This is a genomic window from Tardiphaga sp. 285_C5_N1_2 (genome assembly GCF_052076065.1).
GTDB lineage: Bacteria > Pseudomonadota > Alphaproteobacteria > Rhizobiales > Xanthobacteraceae > Tardiphaga > Tardiphaga robiniae.
Genome location: NZ_CP197241.1, coordinates 3,554,562 through 3,581,090 on the forward strand (window position 1 = coordinate 3,554,562; position 26,529 = coordinate 3,581,090).

General features: G+C 62.1%; 30 protein-coding genes. 15 read left to right on the top strand and 15 right to left on the bottom strand.

Annotation, left to right across the window (positions count from 1 at the left end; all coding sequences use genetic code 11):
* Nucleotides 1–61 precede the first annotated feature (61 nt).
* Entirely contained in the window at nt 62–3,916 is a 3,855-nt protein-coding gene (locus tag AB7951_RS16985) for a baseplate multidomain protein megatron (protein WP_120290882.1), read from the bottom strand.
* On the bottom strand, nt 3,916–4,356 hold the full coding sequence (locus AB7951_RS16990) for an NlpC/P60 family protein (RefSeq protein WP_120290880.1): 441 nt from the start codon (nt 4,354–4,356) through the stop codon (nt 3,916–3,918). The genes AB7951_RS16985 and AB7951_RS16990 overlap by 1 nt, the downstream gene beginning before the upstream one ends.
* Before the next feature lie 195 nt (nt 4,357–4,551).
* On the opposite strand from AB7951_RS16990, the gene AB7951_RS16995 reads away from it, so the two are divergent.
* From AB7951_RS16995 to AB7951_RS17020, 6 genes are all read left to right on the top strand, one after another.
* Nucleotides 4,552–4,974 (top strand): GFA family protein, encoded by a 423-nt coding sequence (locus AB7951_RS16995; RefSeq protein ID WP_441255926.1) that lies wholly within the window; start codon nt 4,552–4,554, stop codon nt 4,972–4,974.
* Nucleotides 4,975–4,993: 19 nt separating this feature from the next.
* Nucleotides 4,994–5,518: a DUF3455 domain-containing protein gene (locus tag AB7951_RS17000; RefSeq protein WP_441255927.1), complete on the top strand. Its 525-nt coding sequence runs from the start codon at nt 4,994–4,996 to the stop codon at nt 5,516–5,518.
* A gap of 268 nt (nt 5,519–5,786) precedes the next feature.
* Complete coding sequence (locus AB7951_RS17005) at nt 5,787–6,977, top strand: helix-turn-helix transcriptional regulator (RefSeq protein WP_439061374.1); 1,191 nt, start codon at nt 5,787–5,789, stop codon at nt 6,975–6,977.
* 153 nt (nt 6,978–7,130) lie between these two features.
* Nucleotides 7,131–7,271, top strand: a complete 141-nt coding sequence (locus AB7951_RS17010) for a hypothetical protein (RefSeq protein WP_158596826.1) — start codon at nt 7,131–7,133, stop codon at nt 7,269–7,271.
* A complete protein-coding gene (locus AB7951_RS17015) occupies nt 7,268–7,432 on the top strand; it encodes a hypothetical protein (RefSeq protein ID WP_158596825.1) in 165 nt (54 codons plus the stop codon). The genes AB7951_RS17010 and AB7951_RS17015 overlap by 4 nt, the downstream gene beginning before the upstream one ends.
* 236 nt (nt 7,433–7,668) lie before the next feature.
* Nucleotides 7,669–9,156, top strand: coding sequence for a DUF1254 domain-containing protein (locus AB7951_RS17020; protein ID WP_441255928.1), 1,488 nt, complete (start codon nt 7,669–7,671; stop codon nt 9,154–9,156).
* A 290-nt stretch (nt 9,157–9,446) separates the two neighbouring features.
* Here the strand turns inward: AB7951_RS17020 and AB7951_RS17025 are convergent, their stop codons facing one another.
* Nucleotides 9,447–10,370, bottom strand: a complete 924-nt coding sequence (locus AB7951_RS17025) for a LysR substrate-binding domain-containing protein (RefSeq protein WP_120290874.1) — start codon at nt 10,368–10,370, stop codon at nt 9,447–9,449.
* Between the two features lie 170 nt (nt 10,371–10,540).
* On the opposite strand from AB7951_RS17025, the gene AB7951_RS17030 reads away from it, so the two are divergent.
* Together AB7951_RS17030 and AB7951_RS17035 are read left to right on the top strand one after the other, a co-directional pair.
* Nucleotides 10,541–11,779, top strand: a complete 1,239-nt coding sequence (locus AB7951_RS17030; protein ID WP_441255929.1) for an MFS transporter — start codon at nt 10,541–10,543, stop codon at nt 11,777–11,779.
* A gap of 34 nt (nt 11,780–11,813) precedes the next feature.
* Nucleotides 11,814–12,575: an SDR family oxidoreductase gene (locus AB7951_RS17035; protein ID WP_439089631.1), complete on the top strand. Its 762-nt coding sequence runs from the start codon at nt 11,814–11,816 to the stop codon at nt 12,573–12,575.
* Between the two features lie 215 nt (nt 12,576–12,790).
* On the opposite strand, the gene AB7951_RS17040 is transcribed toward AB7951_RS17035, so the two are convergent.
* Complete coding sequence (locus AB7951_RS17040) at nt 12,791–13,669, bottom strand: DUF2163 domain-containing protein (RefSeq protein WP_441252520.1); 879 nt, start codon at nt 13,667–13,669, stop codon at nt 12,791–12,793.
* A 101-nt stretch (nt 13,670–13,770) separates the two neighbouring features.
* Here AB7951_RS17040 and AB7951_RS17045 point away from each other — a divergent pair, with 101 nt between their 5' ends.
* Nucleotides 13,771–15,339, top strand: coding sequence for a serine hydrolase (locus AB7951_RS17045; RefSeq protein ID WP_441255930.1), 1,569 nt, complete (start codon nt 13,771–13,773; stop codon nt 15,337–15,339).
* 31 nt (nt 15,340–15,370) lie between these two features.
* Here AB7951_RS17045 and AB7951_RS17050 read toward each other — a convergent pair whose 3' ends face one another.
* From AB7951_RS17050 to AB7951_RS17085, 8 genes are all read right to left on the bottom strand, one after another.
* The gene (locus tag AB7951_RS17050; RefSeq protein WP_441255931.1) at nt 15,371–16,009 is read right to left on the bottom strand and encodes a phage distal tail protein, Rcc01695 family; all 639 of its coding nucleotides are present in this window, start codon (nt 16,007–16,009) and stop codon (nt 15,371–15,373) included.
* 208 nt (nt 16,010–16,217) lie between these two features.
* A complete protein-coding gene (locus tag AB7951_RS17055) occupies nt 16,218–16,787 on the bottom strand; it encodes a phage tail tape measure protein (protein ID WP_441255932.1) in 570 nt (189 codons plus the stop codon).
* A complete protein-coding gene (locus AB7951_RS17060; RefSeq protein ID WP_441256120.1) occupies nt 16,780–16,992 on the bottom strand; it encodes a rcc01693 family protein in 213 nt (70 codons plus the stop codon). Before AB7951_RS17060 ends, AB7951_RS17055 begins: the two co-directional genes overlap by 8 nt.
* Nucleotides 16,992–17,318 carry a GTA-gp10 family protein gene (locus AB7951_RS17065; RefSeq protein WP_441255933.1) on the bottom strand — a complete coding sequence of 109 codons (327 nt, stop codon included), beginning with the start codon at nt 17,316–17,318 and terminating at the stop codon, nt 16,992–16,994. The genes AB7951_RS17060 and AB7951_RS17065 overlap by 1 nt, the downstream gene beginning before the upstream one ends.
* A 170-nt stretch (nt 17,319–17,488) precedes the next feature.
* On the bottom strand, nt 17,489–17,896 hold the full coding sequence (locus tag AB7951_RS17070; RefSeq protein WP_441255934.1) for a phage major tail protein, TP901-1 family: 408 nt from the start codon (nt 17,894–17,896) through the stop codon (nt 17,489–17,491).
* Between the two features lie 78 nt (nt 17,897–17,974).
* Nucleotides 17,975–18,382 (bottom strand): tail completion protein gp17, encoded by a 408-nt coding sequence (locus tag AB7951_RS17075; RefSeq protein WP_441255935.1) that lies wholly within the window; start codon nt 18,380–18,382, stop codon nt 17,975–17,977.
* A gap of 78 nt (nt 18,383–18,460) precedes the next feature.
* Nucleotides 18,461–18,781: a phage head completion protein gene (locus AB7951_RS17080; protein WP_441255936.1), complete on the bottom strand. Its 321-nt coding sequence runs from the start codon at nt 18,779–18,781 to the stop codon at nt 18,461–18,463.
* On the bottom strand, nt 18,778–19,347 hold the full coding sequence (locus AB7951_RS17085; protein ID WP_441255937.1) for a head-tail connector protein: 570 nt from the start codon (nt 19,345–19,347) through the stop codon (nt 18,778–18,780). The genes AB7951_RS17080 and AB7951_RS17085 overlap by 4 nt, the downstream gene beginning before the upstream one ends.
* A 94-nt stretch (nt 19,348–19,441) precedes the next feature.
* On the opposite strand from AB7951_RS17085, the gene AB7951_RS17090 reads away from it, so the two are divergent.
* The 3 genes from AB7951_RS17090 (at nt 19,442) to AB7951_RS17100 (ending at nt 21,086) form a co-directional block, all read left to right on the top strand.
* The gene (locus tag AB7951_RS17090; protein WP_441255938.1) at nt 19,442–20,227 is read left to right on the top strand and encodes a trypsin-like serine protease; all 786 of its coding nucleotides are present in this window, start codon (nt 19,442–19,444) and stop codon (nt 20,225–20,227) included.
* Between the two features lie 112 nt (nt 20,228–20,339).
* Nucleotides 20,340–20,672, top strand: coding sequence for a hypothetical protein (locus AB7951_RS17095; protein WP_089267299.1), 333 nt, complete (start codon nt 20,340–20,342; stop codon nt 20,670–20,672).
* Between the two features lie 204 nt (nt 20,673–20,876).
* Nucleotides 20,877–21,086, top strand: a complete 210-nt coding sequence (locus AB7951_RS17100) for a hypothetical protein (protein WP_089267048.1) — start codon at nt 20,877–20,879, stop codon at nt 21,084–21,086.
* Nucleotides 21,087–21,166: 80 nt separating this feature from the next.
* On the opposite strand, the gene AB7951_RS17105 is transcribed toward AB7951_RS17100, so the two are convergent.
* On the bottom strand, nt 21,167–21,475 hold the full coding sequence (locus AB7951_RS17105) for a hypothetical protein (RefSeq protein WP_184515533.1): 309 nt from the start codon (nt 21,473–21,475) through the stop codon (nt 21,167–21,169).
* A 162-nt stretch (nt 21,476–21,637) separates the two neighbouring features.
* Between AB7951_RS17105 and AB7951_RS17110 the strand changes: the two genes are divergently transcribed.
* The gene (locus AB7951_RS17110; protein ID WP_439089616.1) at nt 21,638–22,183 is read left to right on the top strand and encodes a hypothetical protein; all 546 of its coding nucleotides are present in this window, start codon (nt 21,638–21,640) and stop codon (nt 22,181–22,183) included.
* 49 nt (nt 22,184–22,232) lie between these two features.
* Here AB7951_RS17110 and AB7951_RS17115 read toward each other — a convergent pair whose 3' ends face one another.
* The gene (locus AB7951_RS17115) at nt 22,233–23,582 is read right to left on the bottom strand and encodes a phage terminase large subunit family protein (protein WP_441255939.1); all 1,350 of its coding nucleotides are present in this window, start codon (nt 23,580–23,582) and stop codon (nt 22,233–22,235) included.
* Nucleotides 23,470–24,054 carry a hypothetical protein gene (locus AB7951_RS17120; protein WP_439089613.1) on the bottom strand — a complete coding sequence of 195 codons (585 nt, stop codon included), beginning with the start codon at nt 24,052–24,054 and terminating at the stop codon, nt 23,470–23,472. The genes AB7951_RS17115 and AB7951_RS17120 overlap by 113 nt, the downstream gene beginning before the upstream one ends.
* 261 nt (nt 24,055–24,315) lie before the next feature.
* Between AB7951_RS17120 and AB7951_RS17125 the strand changes: the two genes are divergently transcribed.
* Together AB7951_RS17125 and AB7951_RS17130 are read left to right on the top strand one after the other, a co-directional pair.
* Nucleotides 24,316–25,665: an AAA family ATPase gene (locus tag AB7951_RS17125; protein WP_439089611.1), complete on the top strand. Its 1,350-nt coding sequence runs from the start codon at nt 24,316–24,318 to the stop codon at nt 25,663–25,665.
* Nucleotides 25,666–25,670: 5 nt separating this feature from the next.
* Nucleotides 25,671–26,519 carry a hypothetical protein gene (locus AB7951_RS17130; protein ID WP_439089609.1) on the top strand — a complete coding sequence of 283 codons (849 nt, stop codon included), beginning with the start codon at nt 25,671–25,673 and terminating at the stop codon, nt 26,517–26,519.
* The last annotated feature ends 10 nt before the right edge of the window (nt 26,520–26,529 follow it).

The window sequence follows — 26,529 nt, forward strand, 5'->3', positions numbered from 1 at the left end:
CGAAGCAATCCAGAAAACCAAGAGCTGGATTGCTTCGTCGCTATGCTCCTCGCAATGACGATCACAATGAAATTATACCCTCGGTCGCATGCCCGGCGCCGACGGTGCCGGAGAGCTGCGCGACGCGCAGATGCAGGCTCGGCTGCGGCGCGCCGAAATCGGCGACCTCGTCGGCCACTGCATAGAGCGCCTGCGATGTGGTGCAGGCGATGCTGCGGACGACAGTGCTACCTGAGAGAATCTCGAGCCGGTACGCCTCGCCGTCTTCGCCAAGGGGCACTTCGGCATTCCAGCCATCGCCATCGAGACGCGTGCGCCTGATCCACGCAATGTGGATGCCATCGGGCTTGCGCACGGCTTTTACATGCACGGGCGCGAGCGGCAGCAGCGCGCTGCGATCGGGCGTCAGCATCAGCGCGACGGCCGAGGCATCGTCATGGCTGCGGCCATTGCCGACGACGCGCAGCGACAATGGTCGTTCGAGTGCGTCGAGTCCCCGTGCGATCGGTACCAGGCTTCTGTCGAGCACCACGAACGGCGCACCAACCGGCAATAGCGCTGCCATCGCGGATTCCGACCCCGCCTGCCCGCGCAGCAGCCGCGACAGCTTGTAGGTGTTGGCCCCGACCAGTTCGGCATCGGCAAACTGGATAATCTCCCAACCACCATCCGCATTCCGCACCGCTGCGGAATTGCTGCCGCCGAGCACCCGCGCGTCCGACAGCGAAGCCAGCGCGCCGCCATGAAGCCGCACGCGGCAGATATTGGCATTGTCCCATCGTGCGGTCGGGCCGGCCGGCAGCGGATCCAGCGTCTCGCCGATGACAGCAGGCGTCGCCGCGATGGCAGCGACCTGAAAACTCGCACCGTCGTTCGATTGCCAGATCACCACCGAGCCCGGCCACGGATTGGCGAAGACAGCGAGCCGTGTCAGCACATCGGCATTGGCGCCATCGATGACAGGCAGATTCAGCGCGAGTACCTGTACCGGCCCGAGCGCCGCCGGCACCGGCGGCAGCTTGATCTCAGGCGCCAGCAGCGGCACGGCAAACACGTCGGGATCGATACTGCGCGCCGTCACCTGCCGCGCCTGCGTATCGACGAGCCCGCTGATCTCGAACAGCCGTCGCCTTTCGTTGAGCGTCAGCGCGATGACGTCGCCCGGCGCCAGTGCGAGCGCAGTCATGCCGACGGCGAACTCCGCGCGCTCGCGCCCGGCCCACAGGTCCTGCAGCCAGACCTCGGCGCGCTGCGTAGCTGCCGTATCGCTGGTGATGACGGCGAGATCCGCATGCAGCATCCGGTTGGCGCCGCCGGTGAGTTTGCGCGAGGACACCGCCGAGCGCCGATAATCCGTCAGCGCATCGCTGAAGCCGATGCTGACCTGACGGGGCAATTCGGTCTCCTGTGCGCGGACCAGCCGCGCCAGCGCGCCGTCATCCGGCGCCACCAGATCGTCTTCGGACAATTCCGCCACCAGCGGCCCGCCGCGCGGGATGAAGCGCAACGTGCCATCCCCCGCCGTGGCATCGAAGGCATAGGCCACCGACAGCGGCTCGATCATCGCCCGCGGCGCCATCGGCCGGTCCACGACATAGCCGTCGCAGCCGCCGGCCAGCGCCGATGTATCGATCCCCGTCACACCGGCATCCGTTGCCAGCCTGTCGACCAGCGCATCCAGCGGCGCGCCGCCGAGCCGGCCGGTCAGCCAGTGGCCGGTATGCCAGTTGGCGCCATCGCCCCAGATGTCATCGGCCGCGGGAAAGATCGGATAGGGCCGCGAGTCCCAGGTCCAGACATGAATGGCCGAGACATCGATCATCCGCCCGCCATAAACAGGCGACACCGGATTGTCGGTATCGCTTGCGCCGAAGGCCGGATCGAAGGCGGAGATCAATGCTTCCAGATGGCGCCGCTGCATCAGGTCATCGCGTGCGCCGCTGGAGAAATACGGCGCAAAGTTCTCCGACGACTTCGGATCGGGAAACACGCTGGGCTGATTGGCGCCCTTGTCGACGGCGGGACAGCCGATTTCCGTCAGCCAGATCGGCTTGCTGCGTGGAACCCATGCGGTCGGACTGCCGAGCTCGGCATGGCCGACGCGCTCGTGATGGGCATTGCCCCACCAGTTCCAGAGATCCTTGACGCGATGGATCCACGGCTTACCGGTGCCATCGGTGATGGCAACACGCTCCTGCGCGTCGCGCGCGGCGTCGTTCGGATAGTACCAGTCATAGGCCTCGCCGCCCGCCACATTGCTGCGCAGATAGGCGCGATCATAGATCGTGTCGGCGAGATCACGATCGAGATGATCGGCTTCATCGCGCCAGTCTGACAGCGGCGCATAGTAATCGATCCCGACCGCATCGATGGCGGCCGATGCCCAGAGCGGGTCGAGCGGAAAACGGATCTCCGACGCGTCACTGGTTGCGACATGCGCGCCGTATTCCGTCCAGTCCGCGCCATAGGTCACGGCCGTGCCGCCCCCGACGATCGCCTTCACGTCGGCTGCGAGCGCGATCAGTTGAGCGACAGCGGGATAGTTGCCCGACGCCGAGCGCACGCGCGTCAGCCCGGGCAATTCCGAGCCGATCAGAAAGCCATCGACGCCGCCGGCAAGCGATACGAGCTGCGCATAATGCAGCACCATCCGGCGATAGTTCCAGACACCTCCGGCAAAGAAGTTGTCGACCTGCGCGCCGGCCGTTGCGGTGCCATCGGGTGAGCCCGGTCGTCCTGGCGCGGGATCGCAGGTGATGCGGCCGCGCCAGGGATAGGCCGGTTGCGCGTCCGCCCCGCTCCACGGATCTGGCAGGCCGTTGCCATCAGGCACATCCATCATCACGAACGGATAGAACGTGATCTTCAGCCCGCGCGCTCTCAGCTCGCCGATCAGATGCACGACGCTGTCATCCGACGGCGTCCCGCCGAATGCCGCACGTCCGTCGATTTGCGACACCACATAGGCGGAGGGGCGCGTGACGCCAGCCACCGACCACGACAGCGGGCTGGTCGTCTTGGCGGAATTGTCGATGCCCGGCCGTACCACGCAATATTCGGCGCGCAGATCCGAACCAAACCACGCCACAACAATGGCGACACGCTGGAGGTTCGGGCACAGGCCCTGCAGATCGTCCAGCGCCGCCACCACATCGGACCGCGCCGAGCCGTGATGGCGGTTCTCCGGTGCGGATTGTCCGGGGCCTAGCAGTTGCACCACCGTGGAGGGTTCATAGCCGAATTCGGTGGTGCCGGGGATCAGCGTCACCGCGCGCACCATCGCTTCGAGCAGGCCGATCGGCCGGATGATCTCGAAGGACAGCTGCGGAAGCCGGTTGCCGAAATTCGCCAGCGGCAAGCGCTCGAACACGACATAAGCCAGCCCGCGATGGGCCGGCGCGTTACCCGCGCCCTCCTTCGCGACGATCAGCCCGTCCGGCATCTGGTCTTCGGTGCCGCGATAGACGCGAAAATTGATCCCATCGAGATCGAGCGGCTTGCCGTCGGCCCAGATCCGCCCGACGCGGCCGATCACGCCGTCGCAAAGACCCACCGCGAAATTCGCGAAGTAACTATAGGTCGTCGTCGTTGTCGTCGGACCGCCGCCGAGACCCTTGCCGCCATCGGTCGGCACCGTATCCGATGTTACGACCTCCTCCAGCGGCGTCGCCCAGATCACTTGGCCGCTCAGCCGCGCGCGGCCATAGATGCGCGGGATCGGCGCCCCTTCGGTCGACGCCATCACATCGAGATCGGCCAGTTGCGGACCGCTTGTGGTCTGATCGCTGGAACCGAACAGCGCGCTATCGATCGCACCGCCAAGCGCCGCGCCGGCGAGCTGGCCCGCGATTGCACCGATGGGCCCGAACATCCCGCCTATGGCGCCGCCGGCCGTCGAGAGGACGAGTTGCGACATCAGCTCACTCCGGGAAAGCGAAACGCATAGGCCAGACGCCGCCGCCACCAGGATGTCAACGCCACCTCGCACACGGCCGCGCCGTCATGGGCGTGGATCATTGTGCCCTCGCCGCTTGCGATCGCGGCATGTTTGGCGACGAAGCCGTCGCGCCAGCGAAACAACAACACATCGCCAGCGCCGAAGTCATCCACTGCAACGGTCACGAGATGACGCAACGCCGCCTGCGCGAGCGACTCCTCAGCCCGCGCCTCGGCCCAGTCCGGCGCATAAGGCGGCGGCGCTTCCGGCTCATCGCCAATGCAATGACGCCAGACGCCGCGCACGAGGCCGAGGCAGTCGCATCCGACATGCTTCACCGACGCCTGATGCTGATAGCGCGTGCCGATCCAGCTCCGCGCCTCGGAAACGAGGACCATAGGCGTGAGCGTTTCGATCATCACGTGAACTCCATCGCGTCAGCGATTGCGCGACGCGCCACATCGCCATCCGGCACGCGTATTGCATCGACACATCTTGTGATGCTGGCTCATCCGATCGCATGACGCTCCGCTTTGCGCGTCCCTGCTAGCAGAACGCTCGATGCCCCGGCTTCACCGCGGGACACAATGCACGAGCAAGAGGAAACGAGATCGATGACACATGTTGGGAAGTGCTTCTGCGGCGCAGTTGAACTGGAAGCGGATGGTGCACCGGAAGCGATGGGCTATTGCCACTGCAGTTCATGCCGTTCGTGGTCCGGCGGGCCGGTCAATGCCTTCAGCCTGTGGAAGCCGAGTGCCGTGCGGATCACCGCAGGCGCCAAGCATATTTCAAGCTTCCAGAAGACGCCGCTCAGCCAGCGCCAATATTGCAGCAAATGTGGCGGGCACCTGCTGACCAATCATCCGACGTTCGGCCTGGTCGATGTCTTTGCGGCGACCATCCCGACACTTCGTTTCGAACCCGGTGTCCACGTCAATTATGCCGAGACCGTGCTGCCGATGAAGGACGGCCTGCCGAAGTTGAAGGACTTTCCGGCGGAGCTCGGCGGCTCCGGCGAGGCCGTCGCTGAATAGACATCACGCGCGAGGTCCCATGAACGATCACATGAATTGCAAAGTGAAGTGCAGACTGTTCGGGGCGGCGCTCATCGCGGCCCTCGCCGCGTTGACGCATGCGGTCGCAGCTCAGGTGCCGTCCGAGATTGCCGAGCCGGATGCCACCATCGTCGCGATCTATCACGCGGAGGGCGCGCAGGTCTATGAGTGCATGGCCGCCTCCGACGGCAAGCTCTCCTGGAGCTTCCGCGAGCCGATCGCCACGCTGCTGTCCAATGGACTGACCGTCGGCCGCCACTATGCGGGCCCGCATTGGGAACTCACCGATGGCAGCACGCTGGGCGGCAAAGCGATTGGTCGCGCACCAGGTAAAACCGCGAGCGATATCCCGTGGCTCAAATTGACGGTGACTGACCGGCATGGCGACGGCAAGCTCGCAATGGTCGACGTGATCCAGCGCATCAACACCAAAGGCGGCGTTGCCGCCGGTTCATGCGATGATGCCGGCCAGTTTCTCAGCGTGCCCTATTCGGCAGACTACGCGTTCCTGCACAAGGATTGAGTGTTCCGCATCAGTTGAATTTGGTTCAAATGACGGCGCCGCAAGCGCCGTCATTTTGCTATCAAAGACCGATCGGCGCACGTCCGTGATTTTCGATTTATTCCGCGCATCATTCGGAAAATATTTCGCATGCTGAAACACAGCTTCTGCGCGTTCGGCAACGACATCGCCGCCGGAACCACATAGCTTTCCAATCACGCATCGTCGGTGTGCCGGCATAGGCACGCATGCAAAGGTGCATGCTCACCTTCCCGAGAGATAGTTGCAAATGACGTCAGTGACTCCGCTCTGGCCGATGGCCGCCCGGCTCGCATCGCCTGATCTCGCAGAAGGCGCAGAACAGCTCAGCGACCTGATCGGCTGCATCTACGACACCGTCCTCGACTCGTCGTCCTGGACGAATGCGATCGAGCGCGCGATGCAATTCGTCGGCGGTGTCGGCGCCAGCCTCTATACCAAGAATGCAGCCATGCCGTCGGGGCATATTCTCCACGTGGTCGGCATTTCCGCGGACTATCAAAGCTCCTATTTCGACAAATATGTTGCGCTCGATCCTACCACAACCGTGCAGTTCTTCGCGGAGCTCGATGAACCGATTGGGATCGAGGACATCCTGCCTTACGCGGAGTTCAGGGAAACCCGCTTCTACAAGGAATGGGTGCAGCCGCAGGGACTGGCGGATTGCATCAATTCGGTGCTCGACAAGTCGATCACCAATGTCGCCATGTTCGGCGTGTTCCGGCATGAGCGTGACGGCGTCGCCGATGAGCGCGCACGTCACCGTATGCGGCTGATCGCGCCGCATATCCGCCGCGCCGTGATGATCGGACGCATGTTCGATCTGAAAGCCGCCGAGGCCGCGACGCTGGCGGATACGCTGGACGGGCTGAGCGTCGGCCTGTTCCTCGTCGATTCGGCTGCGCGCATCGTTCATGCCAACTTTGCCGGCCATGCCATGCTCGATACAGCGGACGTCCTGCGCGCCTCCTCCGGCCGCCTCAGTGCTCGCGACAGCCAGGCCGATCGCGCCTTGCGGGAGGCCCTCGCCGTCGCCGGTGAAGGCGACAGCGCACTCGGCACCCGCGGAATCGCCATGCCGCTCGTCGGCAGCACTGGCGAACGATACGTCGCACATCTCCTGCCGCTGACATCGGGAGCACGGCGACAGGCCGGTCTGGTCTATTCGGCCACGGCGGCCTTGTTCGTGCGCAAGGCGGATATCGACGCCACCTCGCCGCCCGAACTCATCGGCAAGACATTCCAGCTCACACCGTCAGAGCTTCGCGTCCTGCTGGCGATCGTCCAGGTCGGCGGCGTGCCGGAGGTCGCTGCAGCGCTCGGCGTCGCCGAAACGACGATCAAGACGCATCTCAGCCGCCTGTTCTACAAAACCGGAACCCGGCGGCAGGCGGATCTGGTCAAGCTGTTCGCCGGCTATGCGACGCGCGTGATCGGGTAGACGCCGCTTGCCGATCACACCGACAGCGGAACGTGGCGACGCACGCAACAGATGAATGTGAACGCGTATCCGTCGTTCGTAGGACGCTTGATATCACTGCTCCATCGATGGTGAACCCGCGACAAGCGCGTCTCTCATCCGGATGGACCACCGATGGCATTACTCGAACGTCTGCTCTACGCCGTCGCGATCGCCTGTTTCGCGATCGTCCACTACATCGCCCTGCAGCGAATCGATGCCGCCGCATCACATGCGACCCACCCGCCATCCGTCACGCTGCAGGGGACGGATTGATCGTGCTCATCCCCACCCGTCCCTGGCGTCGGGTAACTCATGACGAAATCGTTGCCGGGAATATCGGGGAAGCCGCGGAAATGATCGACATTGCCGATACACCAAGAAGCTGTTCGGGGCCGGAGAGCGACCGACGAGTAACCCTGATCTTCATCGCGTAGCGATGCTGCTCCTCAGCGAGTGGCTACAACACGCCACCCATATTCTCGTGGTGTTCGTCATCAGATAAGTTGCGACGGATCGAGCTCTTTCGAAACGACGCCAAGTGTCAGAAGCAGACTTGTCCTTCGATGGGTCAGCTTTTCTGTCGTTTCAATTTGTCGCGCCAATTCTAGTACCGGTTGATTCTCTCTTCTCGGTGTCGCAAGCTGTGGGCCACGAGTTAAGGAGGCACCCGATGAAAATCGACGACTCCAACACAACGAAAATGCGAGATAATTTTTCGAACGATCGCACAACCGTTGGCCGCCGCGATCTATTGCTGGGCGGTAGCTGTGCGCTCGCGGCGTCAACCCTCATTGGCGAAGCATTAGTCCATGCAACGCCAGCCCAAGCGCAAACGCTTGCGGCTCTTCCCTCCGACGAGATCAGCGAGGTAGCAATCAGCGCCTACATCTACGCCTATCCCCTAATCCTCATGGAAATAACGCGCCGGGTCAGCACCAATGTCGCCGATGCCAGCCATTTCGGTAAGGCACCGATGAATCAGTTCGGTCATCTACCAGCATTTCCTGACGCCACCTTTACCGACGTGGTGCGTCCGAATGCTGACACGCTCTACTCGCTGATGTGGTTTGACGTGTCGGAAGCTCCGCTGCTGATAGGCGTGCCTGACTCGGGCGGGCGTTACTATCTACTGCCAATGCTGGACATGTGGACCGACGTGTTTGAGTCCACTGGCAGCCGAACGACCGGCACAAGCGCACAATACCTTCGCATAACGGGGCCGGACTGGCGAGGCGACGTTCATCCCGAGGCCATCTCCATTCGAAGCCCGACCGCAATTGGCTGGATCATCGGGCGCACACAGACCAATGGCAAAGCCGATTACGACGCCGTGCATAAGTTTCAAGCCGGACTAGTCGCTACGCAGCCGGGGCGCTTCGCTACTCAGCCGCCCAGCAAGATCAACCCCGATTGGGATATGAAGACGCCGCCCACGGAGCAAGTGGAGAAGATGACTCCAGCGGCCTACTTTTCGTTGTTTGCGGAGCTGGCGAGGACCAACCCGCCTCACGCGAACGACTATCCGATCCTTGACCAGATGCTGCGCATTGGAATCGAGCCGGGCAAACCATTCGACTTCAAAAGCGCATCACCGGAAGTGCAGCGCGCGTTAAGCGATGCTGGCCCGGCAGCAACGAAAAAGATCAAAGCACAGTTTTTGCGCGCCGGCATGGCGCATGCTGGATGGCGCACAAACCTCTCGGCGGTCGGGACTTATGGCGCGGATTATCTCAGCCGGGCCGGAGTCGCTTTTGCCGGTCTCGGTGCCAACACCATCGAGGATGCCGTTTATCCAACGGCGCTCACCGATGCCGATGGTAAGCCGTTCAGCAGCGACAATCGGTATGTCCTGCATTTTGAGAAGAACCTGCTTCCCGCGGTGCGTGGCTTCTGGTCCCTTACAATGTACAACGAAAAGCAGGCCTTCGCGGCCAATCCGATTGATCGCTACGCCATCGGAGATCGCGATAAACTTTCGTTCAACCCCGACGGCTCGCTCGACCTTTACATCCAGCGTGAGACGCCCGGCAAAGAGAAGGAAGCAAACTGGCTACCGGCACCTGCAAGTGGCCCATTCACAATGAACATGCGTCTCTATTGGCCGAAACCCGAGGTTCTCGACGGAAGCTGGCAACCGCCGGGCGTAAAGCGCGTGTAAGTCTGCTCTGAGTCCACCTCGGGTCATTTGCTACAGGGGCAAACGCTTCGTCCGCCATCGCCCAGCATGCAGGCGACAGACTGATCAGGATCATCCCCCGCCCGTCCCCGGCGTCGGGTAACTCATGACGAAATCGTTGCCGGGAATCTGCGGGAAGCCGCGGAAATTTTCGACATTGCCGATACACCAGGAAACTGTTCGGGGCCGGAGAGCGACCGACGAGTGCCCTGATCGGCGTCGCCGCTCGCGCCGTGCCCCAGCGGTTCATGGAAGCGACGGTGCTATCGACGCTAGCTCCGGACGAGATCGCGGCCTTGTTGCTCGAGCCAGTCGCAGAACACGGCGATATGTGGATCGGTCCGTCGCGCCTCCGGCAGATAGGCGAAGTAGCTTCGCGCCGAAAGACTGATGTCCGGAAACGGCGTCATCAATCGCCCGGCCGCGAGATCATCGGCAACCAATGCGGTCGGCCCCATCGCCACGCCGAGTCCGTCGATCGCTGCCTGTATGGTCAGATAGAAATGATCGAAGGTCAGGGATGCCTCTGGGCGAAGGGCGGGCTGTCCGGCCTCAGCCAGCCAGTCGCGCCATAGCCGCGCCATCGACGAGACGTGAAGCAGCGTGTGCTGCGACAGATCGCGGATATCGGTCAGCGGCGCCCGATCCAGGATGGTCGGACTACACACCGGCAGCCGCCGCTCCCCGAACAGGAAACGCGAGGTGTAACCGGGAAAAGTGTCCGGGCCACCTCTGATCACGACATCGAACGACTCTGCCAGGGCGTCGATCGTCTCGTTCGACGTGCTCAAGCGTACCTCGATGTCAGGATGCTCCGCACGAAAAGCGCCCATGCGTCGCAACAGCCATCGCAGACTGAAAGTTGCGAGAGCGTTCACATGCAGCACGATGGATGGCGCGTCATCCCGTCTGGTTCGATGCTGCTGCACGGCAGCCGAAATACGATCGAGCGCCGGTCCGAATTCGGTGAGCAACGCTGCGCCGGCAGGCGTCAGCACGACCCGGCGGACCGAACGCCGAAACAGCGCCGGAGCACCCAGCCAGTCTTCCAAGTGCCGGATCTGCTGACTGACGGCGCCGTGGGTCACGCTGAGCTCAACGGCCGCCTCCTTCAGACTGCCGAGGCGGGCGGCGGCTTCGAAGGCGCGGACCGCATTCAGCGGCGGCAGGCTACGGCGCGGGACAAAGGTGGACATAGTTGAGAATTTCTAGCCCATGACCTGAGTATTACTGATTTGTGACAGCCTGAACTCTAGTTCAGAGTGACTTTAGCAGCGCTTTGCATGCCAGACACCAGCTTTAGCACACCAATCTTCAGATTTTCTGCAATTGCGGCGCGTGCGCCGGAAGACCCAAGAAACAGCACATGACCCACAATGAGACCACGGCATCCACCACTACGGCTCCTGCGAACCGGACACGCGCCGCGCGAACGCTTGCGCTCACCGGGCTCAATCACGCTCTGCACGACGGTTTCACCGACGTGATCTACGTGCTGCTGCCGATCTGGCAGTCCCAATTCGCACTGAGCTACAGCGTGCTTGCTATTTTGCGCGGGCTCTATTCCGGCACCATGGCATGTCTGCAAATTCCGGCAGGGCATCTTGCGGAGCGCATCGACGCCAAAATCATTCTCTGTTGCGGCACAGCGCTGGCGGCACTGGGCTACGCTCTCGCGGGCATCTCCGGCGGCATCGTCGGACTGAGCCTGGCGCTTGCGCTGGCAGGCGCAGGCTCAAGCACCCAACATCCTCTGGCGTCCGCCGCCGTGTCGCGCGCCTATGGGCGCGCTGCGCGCAGGCCGCTTGGCGTCTACAATTTCACCGGTGATCTCGGCAAGGCGGCCATTCCCGCGCTCATGTCTCTGCTGCTTGTCAGCGTCGCCTGGCAACACGCCGTATTCGCTCTCGCTATCGCGGGCATCGCGGTGTCCGTCGCCATGGCTGTGTGGATGCCGGCGGTCGGCAAAGGACATGCAGCCGATACGAAGGAACGATCCAGCCAGACGGGTCAAAGTCGAGGCGGGTTTTATTGGCTGCTGGCGATCGGAATGCTCGATAGCGCCGTCAGAATGGGCTTCCTCGCCTTTCTGCCATTCCTCCTGATTGCAAAAGGAGCGACGCTTCCCACCATCGGTTTCGCCTTGGCACTTGTCTTCAGCGGTGGGGCCGCCGGCAAGTTTGCGTGCGGCTGGCTGGGCGACAAGGTCGGCACCCGGCGCACCGTCCTCTTCACCGAGGTTGCCACTGCCCTTCTGATTTTCGGCGTTCTGGCCCTGCCGCTCGTTCCGGCCATCGTGCTTCTGCCGGTGCTGGGAGTGATGCTCAACGGCACGTCATCGGTGCTGTATGGAACGGTTCCCGAACTGACCCCGCCCCATCGCACCGAGCGTGCATTCGCTTTGTTCTATACGGGCACCATCGGCGCGGGCGCCGGTGCCCCGGTTCTCTATGGGTTTCTGGGCGACGCGTTCGGACCCGCGACGGCAACGGCCGCGACCGCGATGACGGCGCTGGCGATCTGCCCGTTCATGATCGCTCTATCAAGGCATCTGAGCGATGACGTCGCAATCGGTCTGGCATCGCACTCATCCGGACAGCCCTAGATCATTCTTTCACCACCACATGAAGGTTCGCCAAATGGATACGGTCTCGCAGACGCCGCTCATTCTGATAACGGGCGGAAGTCGCGGCGTAGGCGCGGCGACTGCGCGGCTTGCTGCCGCACAGGGTTACGATGTGGCGATCAGCTTCGTCTCCAACGAGTCTGCCGCCCTTGCGGTGGCGGCTGACGTTGAAGCTGCTGGGCGTCGGGCTTTACCCGTGCGCGCAGATAGCTCGGATCCAGAGCAGGTCGCCCAGCTATTCGCCGAGATCGACCGTGTGTTCGGCCGGATCGATGTGCTGGTGAACAACGCCGCGATGCTCGCGCGGCAGTCCCGGCTGGAGGATCTCGGATTCCAGCGGATGCAGCGCATCTTCGCCGTCAACGCGATTGGCCCTATCCTCTGTGCCCAGCAGGCAGTGAAGCGCATGTCGTATCGTCACAACGGACGGGGCGGCTCCGTGATCAATATCTCGTCGGCTTCGGCCCGGCTGGGCAGCCCCGGCGAATATGTCGACTACGCTGCGTCGAAGGGTGCCGTCGAGACATTCACGACCGGCTTCGCCAAGGAAGTCGCGCGGGATGGCATACGCGTCAACTGCATTCGCCCGGGGCACATCTACACCGACATGCATGCCAGCGGCGGAGAGCCCGGACGAGTGGATCGCGTCAAGGACTCGATCCCGATGGGTAGAGGCGGTCAGCCTGAAGAGGTTGCGCGAGCGATCCTGTGGCTGGCGGGCGCCGAGGCTTCGTTCGTCACCGGCACGTTCCTCGATGTCACTGGCGGCAAGTGAGCAACAATGTATGGCGCCGGGCCCTGCCCGAAACGCCCTCCTGATCGAAACCGAAACTTTCTCCAGAATAATTGCAGGCGACATGTGCGGTGAGCTCTCGCATATCGGCCGCTCGCTAGAGCCTTATTGGTTCTGATTGAATCAGAACCAGGCTCTAGCTTTCTGTTTTGACGCGTTTTCTTGACGCGAACCGGTCTCCACTTCGCTCGAAAACGCTATAATCCACTCCATCCCCCACCCGTCCCCGGCGTCGGATAGCTCATGACGAAATCGTTGCCAGGGATAGCAGGGAAGCCGCGGAAATTATCGACATTGCCGAAGCGATCGCGGCAGGTCGCCAGCGTCTTGTCGCAGCCGGCCGTGACGGTGAATGCATCGCCAGCCGCGATCGGCTCCGCCATGGCCTGCCACAGCGACAACCGCACATGGCCCGGCGTGACGCGATGCTGCTTCACTTCCATGGCGAGCCCGGCATTGCCGCCGCTCGTCCATGTCAGACGCCCCGCGGTGAACAGATCATCTGCGAAGGCACCGAGGCCACTCGCGGAAAACATCGACACGCCTTCGAGCGCCTCGACCGCACCAGTCCCCCGCCAGCCTGCGAGATTGATGCGGCATTTGCCATCGCCAAGATCGGCACCGCAGCGCGCCGTGTAGAGCCGCCCGCTCTCCTGCGACAGCAGCGCCGCAAGCCCACGCAATTCGGCGATGAATGCGGTGCCTTCGCGCTTCACTTCACCGAGCGTGCCGCGCGCCGTCAGCACGCGCAGCGAGGTGTCGCTCCAGTCCACCAGCCAGGTCTCCACCTGCGCGGCATCGTAGCGCCCCGCCGCGAGATCCGCGTCGGTGAGGATGTCGTCGTCCAGCGCACCGGCGATATCGCCGCCGTCCACCGACAGATCGAAGCGGCTCGTGGCTTCCGACGCGGCGAGCCCGGTGCCGGCGCGATAGGTGACGCCATCAATGACGAGATCGCAGTCGTGATCGGTGAAACCCGCGACGACGCCATCGCGCCGCGTCAATTTCCAGACCTGCGCCAGTGTGGTGACGCCGGAATCGAGCCTGGCCTGAAGTGCGGGCGGGATGCTGCGCATGGTTGAATCCTGAAACGTCGTCGTTGCGCGCGACCATCCTTCGCGCTCTAATTGTTCTCACAGTACCGGCATGCAACAAGCCGGGCACAGGGAGCGGACGGATGCTGCGACAACGCCTTGCCGGGATCGCCGTGCTCGCGGCAATCGTCACACTGATCGTTACTCCCGCGACCGTCATTCGCGCAGCAGGTGCGCCGGACGAAACGCCGGCGACGACGCCGCCATGGCCGACCAAGGGCTGGCAGGTCGCAACGCCGGAATCGCAAGGGATGGATTCCGGCAGGCTCGCCCAATTGATCGATACCGTCGGCGCACGCCAGCAGGACAGCCTGTTGATCGTGCGCCATGGCAAGCTGGTCGCCGATGCCTATTACGCGCCTTATGTCGCCGGCCTGCGCCACGATCTGCGCTCGGTGACCAAGAGCGTCACCGGGACGCTGATCGCCATCGCATTGAAAAACGGGATACTCGACAGTGTCGATCACCCGGTCGTCGATCTGTTCGCCGACAATCAGATCGACAAACTGGATTATCGCAAGAAGGCCATTACGATCCAGCATCTGCTCGACATGACTTCCGGCATCGCCTGGAAGGAGGAAGCCTATACATCCGACGAAACGCTTGACCGGATGTATCGCAGCAAAAATCCGACCGAATTCGTACTCGGCCAGGAGATGAGCCGGGCGCCGGGCGAGCGGTTCTATTACAATAGCGGCAATCCCTATCTGCTCTCCGCGCTGATCAACAAGAAGACGGGACAGAACGCGCTCGAATTCGCCAAGCGCGAATTGTTCGGACCGCTGGGCATTACCGACATTGACTGGGGCCGCCCCGACGCGCAGGGCGTGACCGATGGCGAAGCCGGGCTCTATATCCCGCCGCATGACATGGCAAAGATCGGCTATCTCTATCTGCAAAACGGTGTCTGGGAAGGCCGCGAGATCATTCCGCCGTCATGGGTCGATCGCGCGGCCGAGGGCAAGATCGTCGCAACTGCCGACAATCATTACGCCAATCTGTGGTGGTCGATCCCTGAGAAAGGCGCCTATATGGCGCGTGGTCTGCACTCGCAGCTGATCATGGTTTTGCCGAAACTCGATATTGTCGCCGTGTTGACCGGCAGCATGCGCAAGGATGAATTCTATCCGACCCGCCGTCTGATCGACGACATCGCCGGCGCAGTGAAATCCGAGAGCGCCCTGCCCGACGATCCCGTCGCGCAGGCCCTGCTGGCCGCATCGATCCGCAACGCGGCAACGCCGCGGCCGTCACCGCTCGGCCTGACGCCGGATCTGGCCAAAGACGTCTCCGACAAGACCTACCGCTTCACCCAAAATGCAATCCGGGTCGGGACGTTCAGCCTGACCCTGGTCGGTGACAGCCCGTCATGGGAGATCACCACCGTCACCGGCAAGCCCGAACAGACCCGACGCTTCACCGGTCCACTTGGACTTGACGGCAACTTCCGGACCGGTTCTCCCGTCAGCTACGGTGTCGATGCGGTGCGGGGGCGATGGACGAACACCAATACTTTTGTCGTCGAGCGCCGTATTCTCGGCCACAGCGAAATGCAGTCCTGGACGCTGGCTTTCGAGGGCAAGAAGGTCACGGTCAATTTCGAGAACACCGACAGCTACAAGCTCGAGCTGCACGGCGAGACTACCGACTGATAGTCCGCCCCCCTCACGACCGATGCGCCTCCTAAATTCTGATCTCCACCAGCGGAATTTTCGGGATTGCACCGGCGGCGAAGGCCGACAGATCGACTTCGAGATAGTCGGTGTCGAAACGCACCGGCACATCGAACTGGAAGCCGGCGGTGATCGCGGTACCCGCCCCAGGAATATGCCCGCTGGCGAATGTCACGAGGCCCGTCGTCACATCGCAGCTGAATGCACTGCCCGCGATCTCGTCGCCGCCAACGGCGATCCGCACGCTGCCGTCGACGGGCTTGGTGATCGGCCGCTGATAGGGCGCAAAAGCGCTGCCATAGGTCTTCATCAATTGAAACGAGGCGGTCGCACCGTCGCCGATGCCGATGCCCTGATCGCGGGGCGAGATCGCGTCGCCCGAGATGTTCGAGGTCTGATCGAGCCGGTCGCGCCAGCGAAAGCCATGCAACCTTCCCCGCCGCTCCTCGAAGAACGCCACCACGCTCTGCAGCGCCGCCAGCGTCCTGATGCCGTAGCCTGCATCGTAGCGGCGCCGCGAATGCGCCCAGCGTGCGTTGCGCTCCTCTCGGCCTGAGCCGAACGACACGATCTCCGTGCGCCGCTCCGGTCCGCCTGCGCTCTTCAGCGCAATATCGAGCGGAAACAGGATGTCGTGAAAGACTGTCATGAGACTCTTCCTTCACCCTCCCCTGGAGGGGGAGGGTGAACGATCAGCGCACGAAGCGCGATGAGAGACGGGGTGGGGTAAAGCCACAAGTACCGTCGATGAACAGTCACCCCACCCCGTCACGCGCTGCGCACGTGACGACCCCAGAGCGGGCGAAGTCGCCCGCTCGACCCCTCTAGGGGAGGGTAAGCAGATCGCACGCTATCCATCACAGACTGCGCTGTCCGCGCGCGACGGCACGGGCGATCTGGCCGGTGACATAGCTCTCCGAACGACGGAAGCCGTCGAGATCCGGCGTCGCGATCTGCACATTGATGGTGTTGCCACCGCCCTGCGTGGCGACGCCGAGGCTGCCATCCGCGGCACGCTGCAGCGGCATGATCGCTTCCGGCCCGGACTCGCCGGCCAGACCCGTGCCGCCGCCGGGTATCGGAAAATAACTGGGCGTGCCGATCACGCCGCCCGACGCGAACGCCTTCACCGGACTGCTGACACCAGCCTTGCCCGCGCCGCCGAACAGGCTCGAGACCAGCGAGGCAATGCTCGATGACATCGCGCCCGCGCCGGCCTGCAGCGCGGATTTCGTCGCCAGGTCCGACATTTTCAGCGCCAGCGACTTCAGCACGTCGTCGAACTTCTGGCCCGACGCGACCGAACTCGAAAAGGCCTGGGTCATCACTTTCGAGAACGTCGTCGCGGCGGATGTCAGGCCGGCGGTCTTCGTGGTCATGCCGTCGAGCGTGCTCGACGCCGTACTGAGGTCACTGGCGTCACTCATGGAGAAGCTCCCCAGAATCCGGAAACTGTTTCATCAATGCGTCGAGCGCCCCCCGGTCCATCGGCATCGACACGGGTCCGCGCACCCCCGCGATGGCATGCGCCAGTTCACGCGGCGTCATCCGCCAGAACGCATCCGGCGACAGCCGCAGCACGCCGAAACCGAACTGCATCGCCTCGGCCCATGGAAATGGCGCGGGGGCCATCATCGCACGGCCTGCCGCGTGTCGGTGAAGGTCGCGGCAATCAGTTCGGCGGCGATGCCGACAAAGCCCGCGGCCCCGCCCGGCACGGTCATGGTCGCAACCTCGTCATCGCTGATGGCCTCCCCCGCCCCGCGCAGTCCGGCGCCGATAATGCGGATGAGATCGCGCGCCGACATCCGCCCGGAGCCGAAACGTTCGGCGAGTGCTGCGAGATCGTCGGCGCCGAATGCGCTTTCGAGCTCCGCCAGCGCGCCGAGCGTCAACACCAGCGTATGGCTGCGGCCGCCAATCTCGGCGGCGATCTCGCCGCGCAATCTGTTGGGCATGGTGATCTCCGTTCTTACCCTCCCCTGAAGGGGGAGGATCGGTGAGCAGCGCGCGAAGCGCAATGCGAGACGGGGTGGGGTGAAGCCACAAGCACCGTCGATGAACATTCACCCCACCCCGCCACGTGCTACGCACGTGACGACCCTCCCCCTCCAGGGGAGGGTAAGGGTCACACCGCGGCAAATATCAGCGCGCCCGCAGACTCGAGCGCGAGATCGAAACTCACTTCGCCATTGTGCTCCCCGGCGAATTCGAGACTCGCGATCTGGAACAGGCCGGTGATGGTGCCGAAATCCGGCACCATCACCTGGCAATTATTGATGCTGCCGTCGAAGACCGCCTGCCGCACCAAGGCGTCGGAGGCGCCGTCCTTGAACAGCCCGCGGCCGGAGATCGACGCGCGGCGCACGCCGGCGCCGGCCAACAGCTCGCGCCAGCGATCGACGGATTCCGCATGGGTGATGTCGACGAGCTCCGCATTGAAGGCGACGCGCCGGCTGCGCAGCCCCGCCACCGTGACGAAGGTGGTGCCGTTATGGATCTTGATCAGCAGATCCTTGCCCTTCTGTGCGCCCATCGCGTGCTCCCTTTATACAATAGCGTTTTCAAGCGAAGTGGATGCCGGTTCGCGTCAAGAAAACGCGTCAAGCAAAGATCACTGCGGTTCGGTGACGGCGCGAAACCGCACCACGGCGTGATAGGTCCGGCCATCGGCCTCGCGCCGGATATCGGCGATGGCAAAGCGCAGATTGACGAGGCGATGCCCGCTCGGCGTCAGCGGCGCATCATCCAGCGCCTGCAGCAGCGCGCCGGTGATGACATGCGCCTCCTTGTGGCCGCCCTGCCGCGACCAGGCATGCAGCGTGAGCTGATGCTCCTGCACATGGCCGTCATCGACGGAGACATCGACGATGCGCGCATCGCCCAGCGTGACATAGGGAAAGGCGACATTGGCAGGCGGCTCGTCATAGACGCGGTGACCGCCGAGCGCGAAACCCAGCGCGGTGTCGGCCTTGAGCGCATCAAAGATCGCCGCGCGCAAGGCGACGTGGGCTGCGGGCATGGGAGGCTCCGTGAAAGCAAAGCGTTTTCGAGCGAAGTGGATGCCGGTTCGCGTGAAGAAAACGCGTCAAGAAAAACGTCAGTCGATGCGCCATTCGGCGTCGATCTCGACGAACCTGCGGTCGTCGATCTCGCGCAACGCGGTGATGCGATAGATTTTCGCGCTGTCGATGAAGCGATGCCGCAGGGTCAGCGCGAAGCCGCCGCGCAGGATGATGCGCAGATGCACCAGCGCGCCGTCGGCATCGGCCTCGACGGTGCGAGTCATGCGGGCCGGTAGCACCGCGGCCCAGACCGTGGCGACGGCGCTGTAGTCGCGCGCGACGCCGCCCTGCCCGTCATCGGCCTCATCGGGCGCCTCGATCACCAGGCGTGTTTTCAACCGTCCGGGATCGATCATAGCGACAGCCCCCGATACGGCGCGATCAGCGCGTGCAGACCCGCCGGCTGCATCGCAGTGCCGGTGCCGATCGCTGCGAGACCGCGATTGTCATACCAATGCGCCAGCAGCATCTTCAGCGCATGAAGGAGATCCGCCGGCACGTCGCTCGCAAGCGCGCCGAAGCCGCAGATCACATCGAGCTCGATGCCTGCGACAGCGCGCCCCGGTGCGGGCAAGGCCCAGCACGGCGCGGCGATGACATTGGCTGCGGTGTCGACGACGAAACTCTCGACCTCCAGCGCATGCGCGACGCCACTCGCATCGAACACCCGCGCAGCGAGCAGGCTCTGCAGCGGCCCGATGCGCGGGGTAATGCGCCCATTCGCGGGCCATGCATCCAGCACGAACCGCCAGGTCTGCGTCAGCAGCGCGCGGCGTGTGAGCGCTTCCACATGCGCGCGGGCGGCGGCGGTCAGCGCGGTGATGACAGCGTCATCGTCGGCGTGCTCGACACGCAGAAATTGTCTGGCCTCGGCAAGCGACAGCGGTTCGCTTGCCGGCGGCACCAGCAGAATGGCGGACATGGGGATCTCCGGGAGGCTCGTGTGACCAATCAGGGAATTGACATCGCGGGTCCGCGGGGCTGACATCCCCGCCATGATTCAGACAGGTTCCCGCATGCCGCCGCGCCCACGCGTGACGCGGCGCACTCTCGCCATTGCCAGCATTGCGCTTGCATCGCTCATCTCAATTCCCGCTTCTGCCCTGGTCGGCGGCGCGAGCGTGCGCGATGACGAGATCGGCCGCGCGGTGATCACCATTGTCGGCTCGCGCGGCAATTTCTGTTCCGGCGCGCTGATCGCGCCGACTTTGGTGCTGTCGGCGGCGCATTGCGTGACGCCCGGCGCCAGTTACAAGATCGTGCTCTATGACGCCCAGCGGCAGCCGCAATTGCTGGCGGTGAAGCGTGTCGCCGATCATCCGCAGTTCAATGCGGAAGGCATCAAGGCGCATCGCGCCAGCGCCGATGTGGCGCTGCTGCAGCTCGCAGATCCGCTGCCCGGCAAGACCGCGCTGCCGCTCGGCGTGCCCACCGAGCCCTTCGCCGCCGGACAGAATTATCTCGTGGCCGGCATCGGCGTCGCCGCGCGCGGCGACGGCAAGAGCGGCGGCACCGTGCGCGCGGCGCAGCTCACCTCCACCAGCCATCCCGGCAAATTGCAGATAAGACTGGTCGATCCCGCGACCGACAACACACGCGACGGCCTCGGCGCCTGCACCGGCGATTCAGGCGGGCCCGTGCTGCAGCAGCAAAATGGCCGCAACATCGTGATCGGCGTGGTGTCGTGGTCCACCGGCGCGAAGAACGCCGCTGGCTGCGGCGGCCTCACCGGCGTGACGCCGCTGACGCTGTATCGCGACTGGATCCTGCAGACGGCACGCGCCTGGGGCACGCCGCTCTGATCGCAGGCGCCATTCAGGCAACGCTGCGCAAGCAAGCGCCGCGCAAGGCAGGTGTCGTTAAGATCCGTGAAAGGTTCTCCGCTATGATCCGCGAATCATGGGAGTCTCCGACATGCTGCGCCTGCTCATCCCCGCCGTTTCCGTGGCCATTTCAGCCGCTGCCCTGATCGCGGGCGCGCAGGCCGCCGACATGGCCGGCCAGGGCCGCATCGGCCGCCTGTTCGACGAGCCGGTGGTGAAGAGCCGCCGCGTGGTGGTGGTCAAGGACGAAAAGCCGATGGAAGAGCCGATCGTGCAATATGCGCCGGAGGTGGATATCTCCTCCATCGTGCATGGCTATTACGGCAAGCCGAATTCCTATTATTACCGCAACTATTACGGCACCCCGTCCGAGACGATCTTCAGCCGCGCGCCCTATGGCTGCGGCTATTACGGCTATTGCTGAGCGCCGCGCGGAACAGGCGCGCCGGCTGCGGAGGCTTCAGACTGCGACAGCGTTTACCTGCGATAGCAGTACATGCGACAGCATTTTCCTGCGACAGCATTGCCTGCGACATCGTGATATTGGCGTCTCTCATTCTTGTGAACTGCATTTCCGAAACGCCTCCCTAGCTAGAGGGGTGCTTCAGAGCATCACGGGAAGCCGGTTATGGGAAAAGAAGAAAAGACCGAAGCCGAACTTGAGGAAATGATCGCCCAGCGCATCGTTGTCGGCGGCGTCTATGTATCGGTCCGCAGGGATGCCCTGCTCGGCTGGCGGCCGATGGTGATCACCGCGCCGAAACACGCCACCTATGCCCAGCAACTCGCCGACGAAGTGGCCGTGGAACTGCGCAAGAAGTTCGTGCTGAAGGATTGAACCTGTCCGCACCAGGAATTCCGGGCGCATGGTCCATGCAGCAGTATCGCCTGCGGCAGCAGCCCACGCGCCCGTATCGCCTAGTCCTTCTTCTCGGTCACATTGCTGATGGTCTTGACGCCATTGCTCTCGGTATAGGTCACCGTGACGCGCTCGCCGGCATGCAGCGACTCCGGAACCGTGCGCAGCCGGAATTTCTCCACCGCGCCCGGCGTATTCGCGCCGACGGTCTCGCCAGCCGGCGCCTGCTTGATCACCACTTCGCTGGTGGTGCGATCGAGGATGGTGACGACCCCCGTGAAGGTCTGGTCAGCCTGGGCCGCCGATCCCGCAAAGGATCCCAGCACGGCAATCACGGCCGCACACGCGACGCGTTCGGTCAGTCTCATTGTCGTTCTCCCAAAGCTTGCGTGAATGGAGGTAACGGCTATTGCTCGGCATCTGTTCCACGGAGAAGCCCAAACGCGGCCTCGCTCCAAAACTATTTACAACCTGTGCTTGCCATTTATGCGAGTTTGAGGCTCAATTGACCGATAGGGCGAGGAAAATTCATGTTCAAACTGATTTTGGCCGCACTTGCGGTCGCGATTTTTTGCGGCTCGGCACAGGCACAATCCACATTAACGAGTTTTGAAGTCGACAATGTTTTAGCGGCAGCCCAATGCGAGTTGGGTATCTTCGCCAGACGAACCAACTATCACGCTCCCCTGCCGGGACGCGACAAAGCTTTGATTGTTGTGGAAGGCAAGGAAATCGTGATCTCCGAATATCGCGGTGGCCTTCCCATCATCGGCGGCGGCTATACTCAGACAATCACCAAGCGTTGGAAACGAACCGCCCCCCGAAACATACATCGGGATAATGAGCAGGCCTGCGCGCGGTCGCGACCACCTGTAGGATTGGTCGAGTGCTTGACAACGCAAAGGCGCGGGCTGTTTTCGCCAACAGATGGAGCGGAGTGTGAAACAACGGTCAGTGCACTCAAGGATCTGACAGTCGGAGGAAGTTTCGTTTGGATCGTAACGGTTCAACTATCGGCCAAAGAGTCGGTGCAACGCGAGTACAGCGTTACACTTACAGCACCTCCTCCCAGATAAACGAGCGAAACCAGCGAGCAGCCGCGTTGTCGTGCGGCGCATCCATATTCTAGAGCAGCCGTATGCGCGGCCCGCCGCTGGTGAAATTGCTCATCAGCGAGGTGATGCCCCACACCATGGCGTCGAGTCTGTCAGGTGAACGCCCGCTCGACAGTCCCTCGACTCCGAAGTCGCACATCTCGTCTTCGAGATCGGGAAAGCAGCCGACATGCTTCACCTTGCCCTGCTCATAGAGCGCCGCCACCGGCTCGGCGCGCAGATATTTGCCGCGCGTTGCATGCACTTCCTTCAGCGGCACCGTGTGATCGACCTCGCGCAGCACCGCGCGCACCATCTCGCCGCCCATATTCACTTCGGCGACGATGTTGTTGGCATTGAGCCGGCGATACAGCGCCACAGCCTTGCTGGCCCAGGCGGATGGCGACATGCCGGCAGCAGACGCATCTTCCAGCACATAGAACCAGCCGCTCTCGGCGCGGCCGACCGCGACGATGCCGCAGGCATCCGCGCCCTTGCGCGATGTGCCCGGCGGATCGATCGCCACCACGATTTTCGACAGCGCCGGCGGCTCGACGACCCGGCACGTCTCGATCAGCGCGCGCGACCATAACGCATCCGGCCGGTCCTCGATCAGCTCGCCATCCAGTTCCTGCCGCCCCATGCGCGTGCCGGCATAGCGGCCAACCACCGCATCGAGAAAGGCGGGCGACAGGTAATCCTTGTTGGCAACTGTTGGCGCCCGCGTCACCCGCGTGCGCGGATCGACCAGCAGCCGCTTGATGATCGGCAAAGGCCGCGGCGTCGTGGTAATCAACTGCCGCGGTCGCGGGCCGAGCCGCAATCCGAATTGCAGCGTGTCGAAAGCGGCTTCCGCATAGCGCCACTTCGCCAGCTCATCGCACCACGCCGCCTCGAATTGCGGCCCACGCAAGCTCTCCGGCTCGTCCGCGGAGAATACCTCGCCCACCGCGCCATTCGGCCATTCGAGCCGCTTGCGTGTTGCGATCCATGTCGGCCGTTCGGCGCGCGGGCATACCCGCAGCAGACCGGACTCGCCTTCGATCATCACCTCGCGGGCAGCATGCACGGTCTCGCCGATCAAGGCGACGCGGCCATAGGCATGATCCGCATAAGGTCGCATGCCATGCACCAGCGCCCGCACCCATTCGGCACCCGTGCGAGTCTTGCCTGCCCCGCGGCCGCCGAGCATCAGCCAGGTGGTCCACGGTCCGCCATTGTTGCCGGCCACGCCGTATTCCTGATGCGGATGCGCGAAACACGCGAAATCATGGTGCAGGCGCAGTTGCGTCTGCAGGCTCAGGGTCTGCAGGAAGGTGTCCGTCAGCCCGGCTGCGGACAAACGCGTCCATGCGCTGCGCAAGAGTGTGACGGAATCCATCGAGATCGGCTGGCATGTCATCATCGGCAATGGCGCCCGCTTGGCCCGGCTCGCGGAGCCGGCGCACCTTGAACAGGGTTTCCGTGAGCGTGGCCAGCGTCCGCGCCGTCCGCTCGGCTTCGATGCTGCGATGCGCAGGATTGCCGAATTCGTTGCGCAAGGCTTCGACCTTGCGCAATTCCTTCTCCAGCGCCTGCTCCAGCCTCGCGGCGATATTTAGCGACGCGGCCATCGCGCCGGGCGCCGGCACCATCGTGGGATCGCACGACGCCTCGCTGCTCGCGGCGCCACCGACCGCCTGATCGGCCAACAGATTCAGTCGTATGGCTTCGGGCAGATCGCGCGGCGGCCGATTCTTGCGCAGCTTCCAGCCCTGCTTGTGTGCCAGCGTCCGAAGCGTCTTGCTGTGGACGCCGAAGTCCGCCGCGATGGACGCCTGTGTCTCGTCGGTTTCTTCGTAGCGTTGGCGCATATGCTCGATTGCTTCGGGAGTGAAGCCACGCATGGGGCGTTGGGTGAAGGGGGATTGAGACACGTGAAGCCCAACTTGCCTGAGAAATGAAAATAGTTGAGGCGCAAGTGTTTCTCTGTCAGCCGATTCCCTTCAATATGTCGCAGCGCAACAATAACTATTGAGGTCGGCTGACAATGCACTTTAGCAGTTCGCACGATCGTCGCTTTACTTACGACGGCAAACGCTATTCTACTCCAGATAGAGAAACTGGAAGACAATATGAACTCGATTAAGAGCATACGCTCACGCCTGGCTGTCTTCGAAGTCAGCGGATTGTTTGGCCTATTTAATCACCACGTCACCATGAGGACCAAAGAGCGAATTACTATTATTCACGCCCCAAATGGATACGGCAAGACTGCAGTCCTAAAGATGATTTCCGGATTCTTTGGCGGGTCAATGTTGCCGTTTCGCCAATACGAATTCGCCAGCGTAACGATGCGATTTACTACTGGCGAGGTAGTCAAAATCGATCAAACGTCTGACGAAAAAATTGACACTAATCTTCCGGGCTCTCGCCGTTACTCGATCACGATGACTAATCTCGAGGGAGAAGAACATAGTTGGTCTGCTTGGGACGCAATCGCGGACACCGATCAAGATGGTCCATTGCAGCGCTTTCGAGCCAGAGACGCTGCTGGCATCGCTTTCTATCGTGATCCTCGTACGGGCGAACGAATCCATGCAGACGAATGGATAGAAAAATACGAAAAACTTTATGCGCGCGGCACCCGGGCCGTTTTCCCGCCATGGCTGGCTGAAATCCGATCCTCCCTAGAATGCAGACTTATCGAGACACAGCGATTGATGGTTCGGCAAGCTGACAGAGAAGCGAGCCGCAACGAAGACAAACGAGACTTCATTCCCGCAGTTCGTACTTTCTCGCAGGACGTGTCAACTGCGATGAGAAATGCTCTCACACAATCAGCAACGATCAATCAATCCTTGGATCAAACATTTCCAAATCGACTCCTCGCAAAAGGCAGGGATGCGACAAAGCCTCTCGCCGAAGCGCAGCTTCGAGCGCGATTGGCAGACCTCCAGAAAAAGCGAGCGCGATTGCGCGCCGCGGGGCTGCTCACGCAGAGCGATGAGAATACTGTTCTCTCACCAGCAAAATTTGATCCGACTACGAGACGAATCTTGACGCTCTATGTCGCCGATACTCAACAGAAACTCGATGTGTTCAATGAGCTTCTTGGAAAGATCGAAGCCTTCATGAGCATCATCAATAAGCGCTTCCAGTTCAAATCCTTGTCGCTCGATAAAGAACGAGGATTTGTTCTGACCGACTTTCGTGGAAATAAGCTCGACCCGGACGATCTTTCCTCCGGAGAACAACACGAGTTGGTTCTGATATACGAGTTACTTTTTAAAACAAAGGCCGACTCTTTGTTGCTGATTGATGAGCCAGAGATATCCCTTCACATTGCTTGGCAAAAGCACGTGCTCCCTGATCTTCGCCAAATCATAGCGCTCGCCCCGATGGACGTTATTTTGGCGACACATTCGCCTCAGCTAGCGGGAGGCAATTTAAATTTGATAGAAACCCTTCAGGCTCCGAAATAGTTTTAATGTTTGAGCACATTACTCCTGACACGCTTGCCGCAGAGGCATTCTTCTTACGCGCTGCATCTGCGACGGGCACCATCGCGCTGGTTGAAGGCGACTCCGATTTTCGCCTGCTGCAGAATCTTTTAGAAATTGACATAAGCAATTTCGTAAACTGCTATGGGAAAACAAACGCGCTCCAAACCAACCACGCACTGAACACGTCTAACTTCGAGGGTCATATTTGCTTTGTGGATGCAGACTTCTCTCGCTTGGGGTCTGCACCGCCTTCGCTCGCTAATGTTGTAGTAAGCGAATTTCACGATCTAGAAGTTACGCTCTTCAGATCCGACGCGCTCCTTCGCCTGCTAAGCGAAGACGGATCGCGAGAGAAAATCAAAGCACTTACGGATAGCGGCAAGACAGTCCTTAATATTCTTTATTCGGCATGCCTGCCCATTGGAGCACTAAGGCTTTACGGCATTCGGAATATGACCGCGCTAAAATTCAAAGGAATTGGATACAAGTGCATCAGCAAGAAGCTAGTGCTCAACGTGAAGTCACTCGTTAAGGAGGTTTATGACAATTCGCAGATCTTCACGGGCCGCGAGGAAGCAGAGTCGCACCTGCATGAATTCGAGTTTGGAAACTTCGCTGACGATCAACTAGTATGCGGCCACGATCTATCTGGCGCGCTGAGCATAGGCTTACGCTCGCACTTAGGTAGTCGCCCATCGGCGCTGTGCGCTAGCGAAGAGTTGGAATCAAAGCTTCGTATCGCTTTCGGTTACGAAGATTTCAAGCAGACCGGAATGTACGCTGACATCTTAAGCTGGGAGTCCGATAACGCGCCATTTCGATGCCTCGCTTAGAAAGCAAATT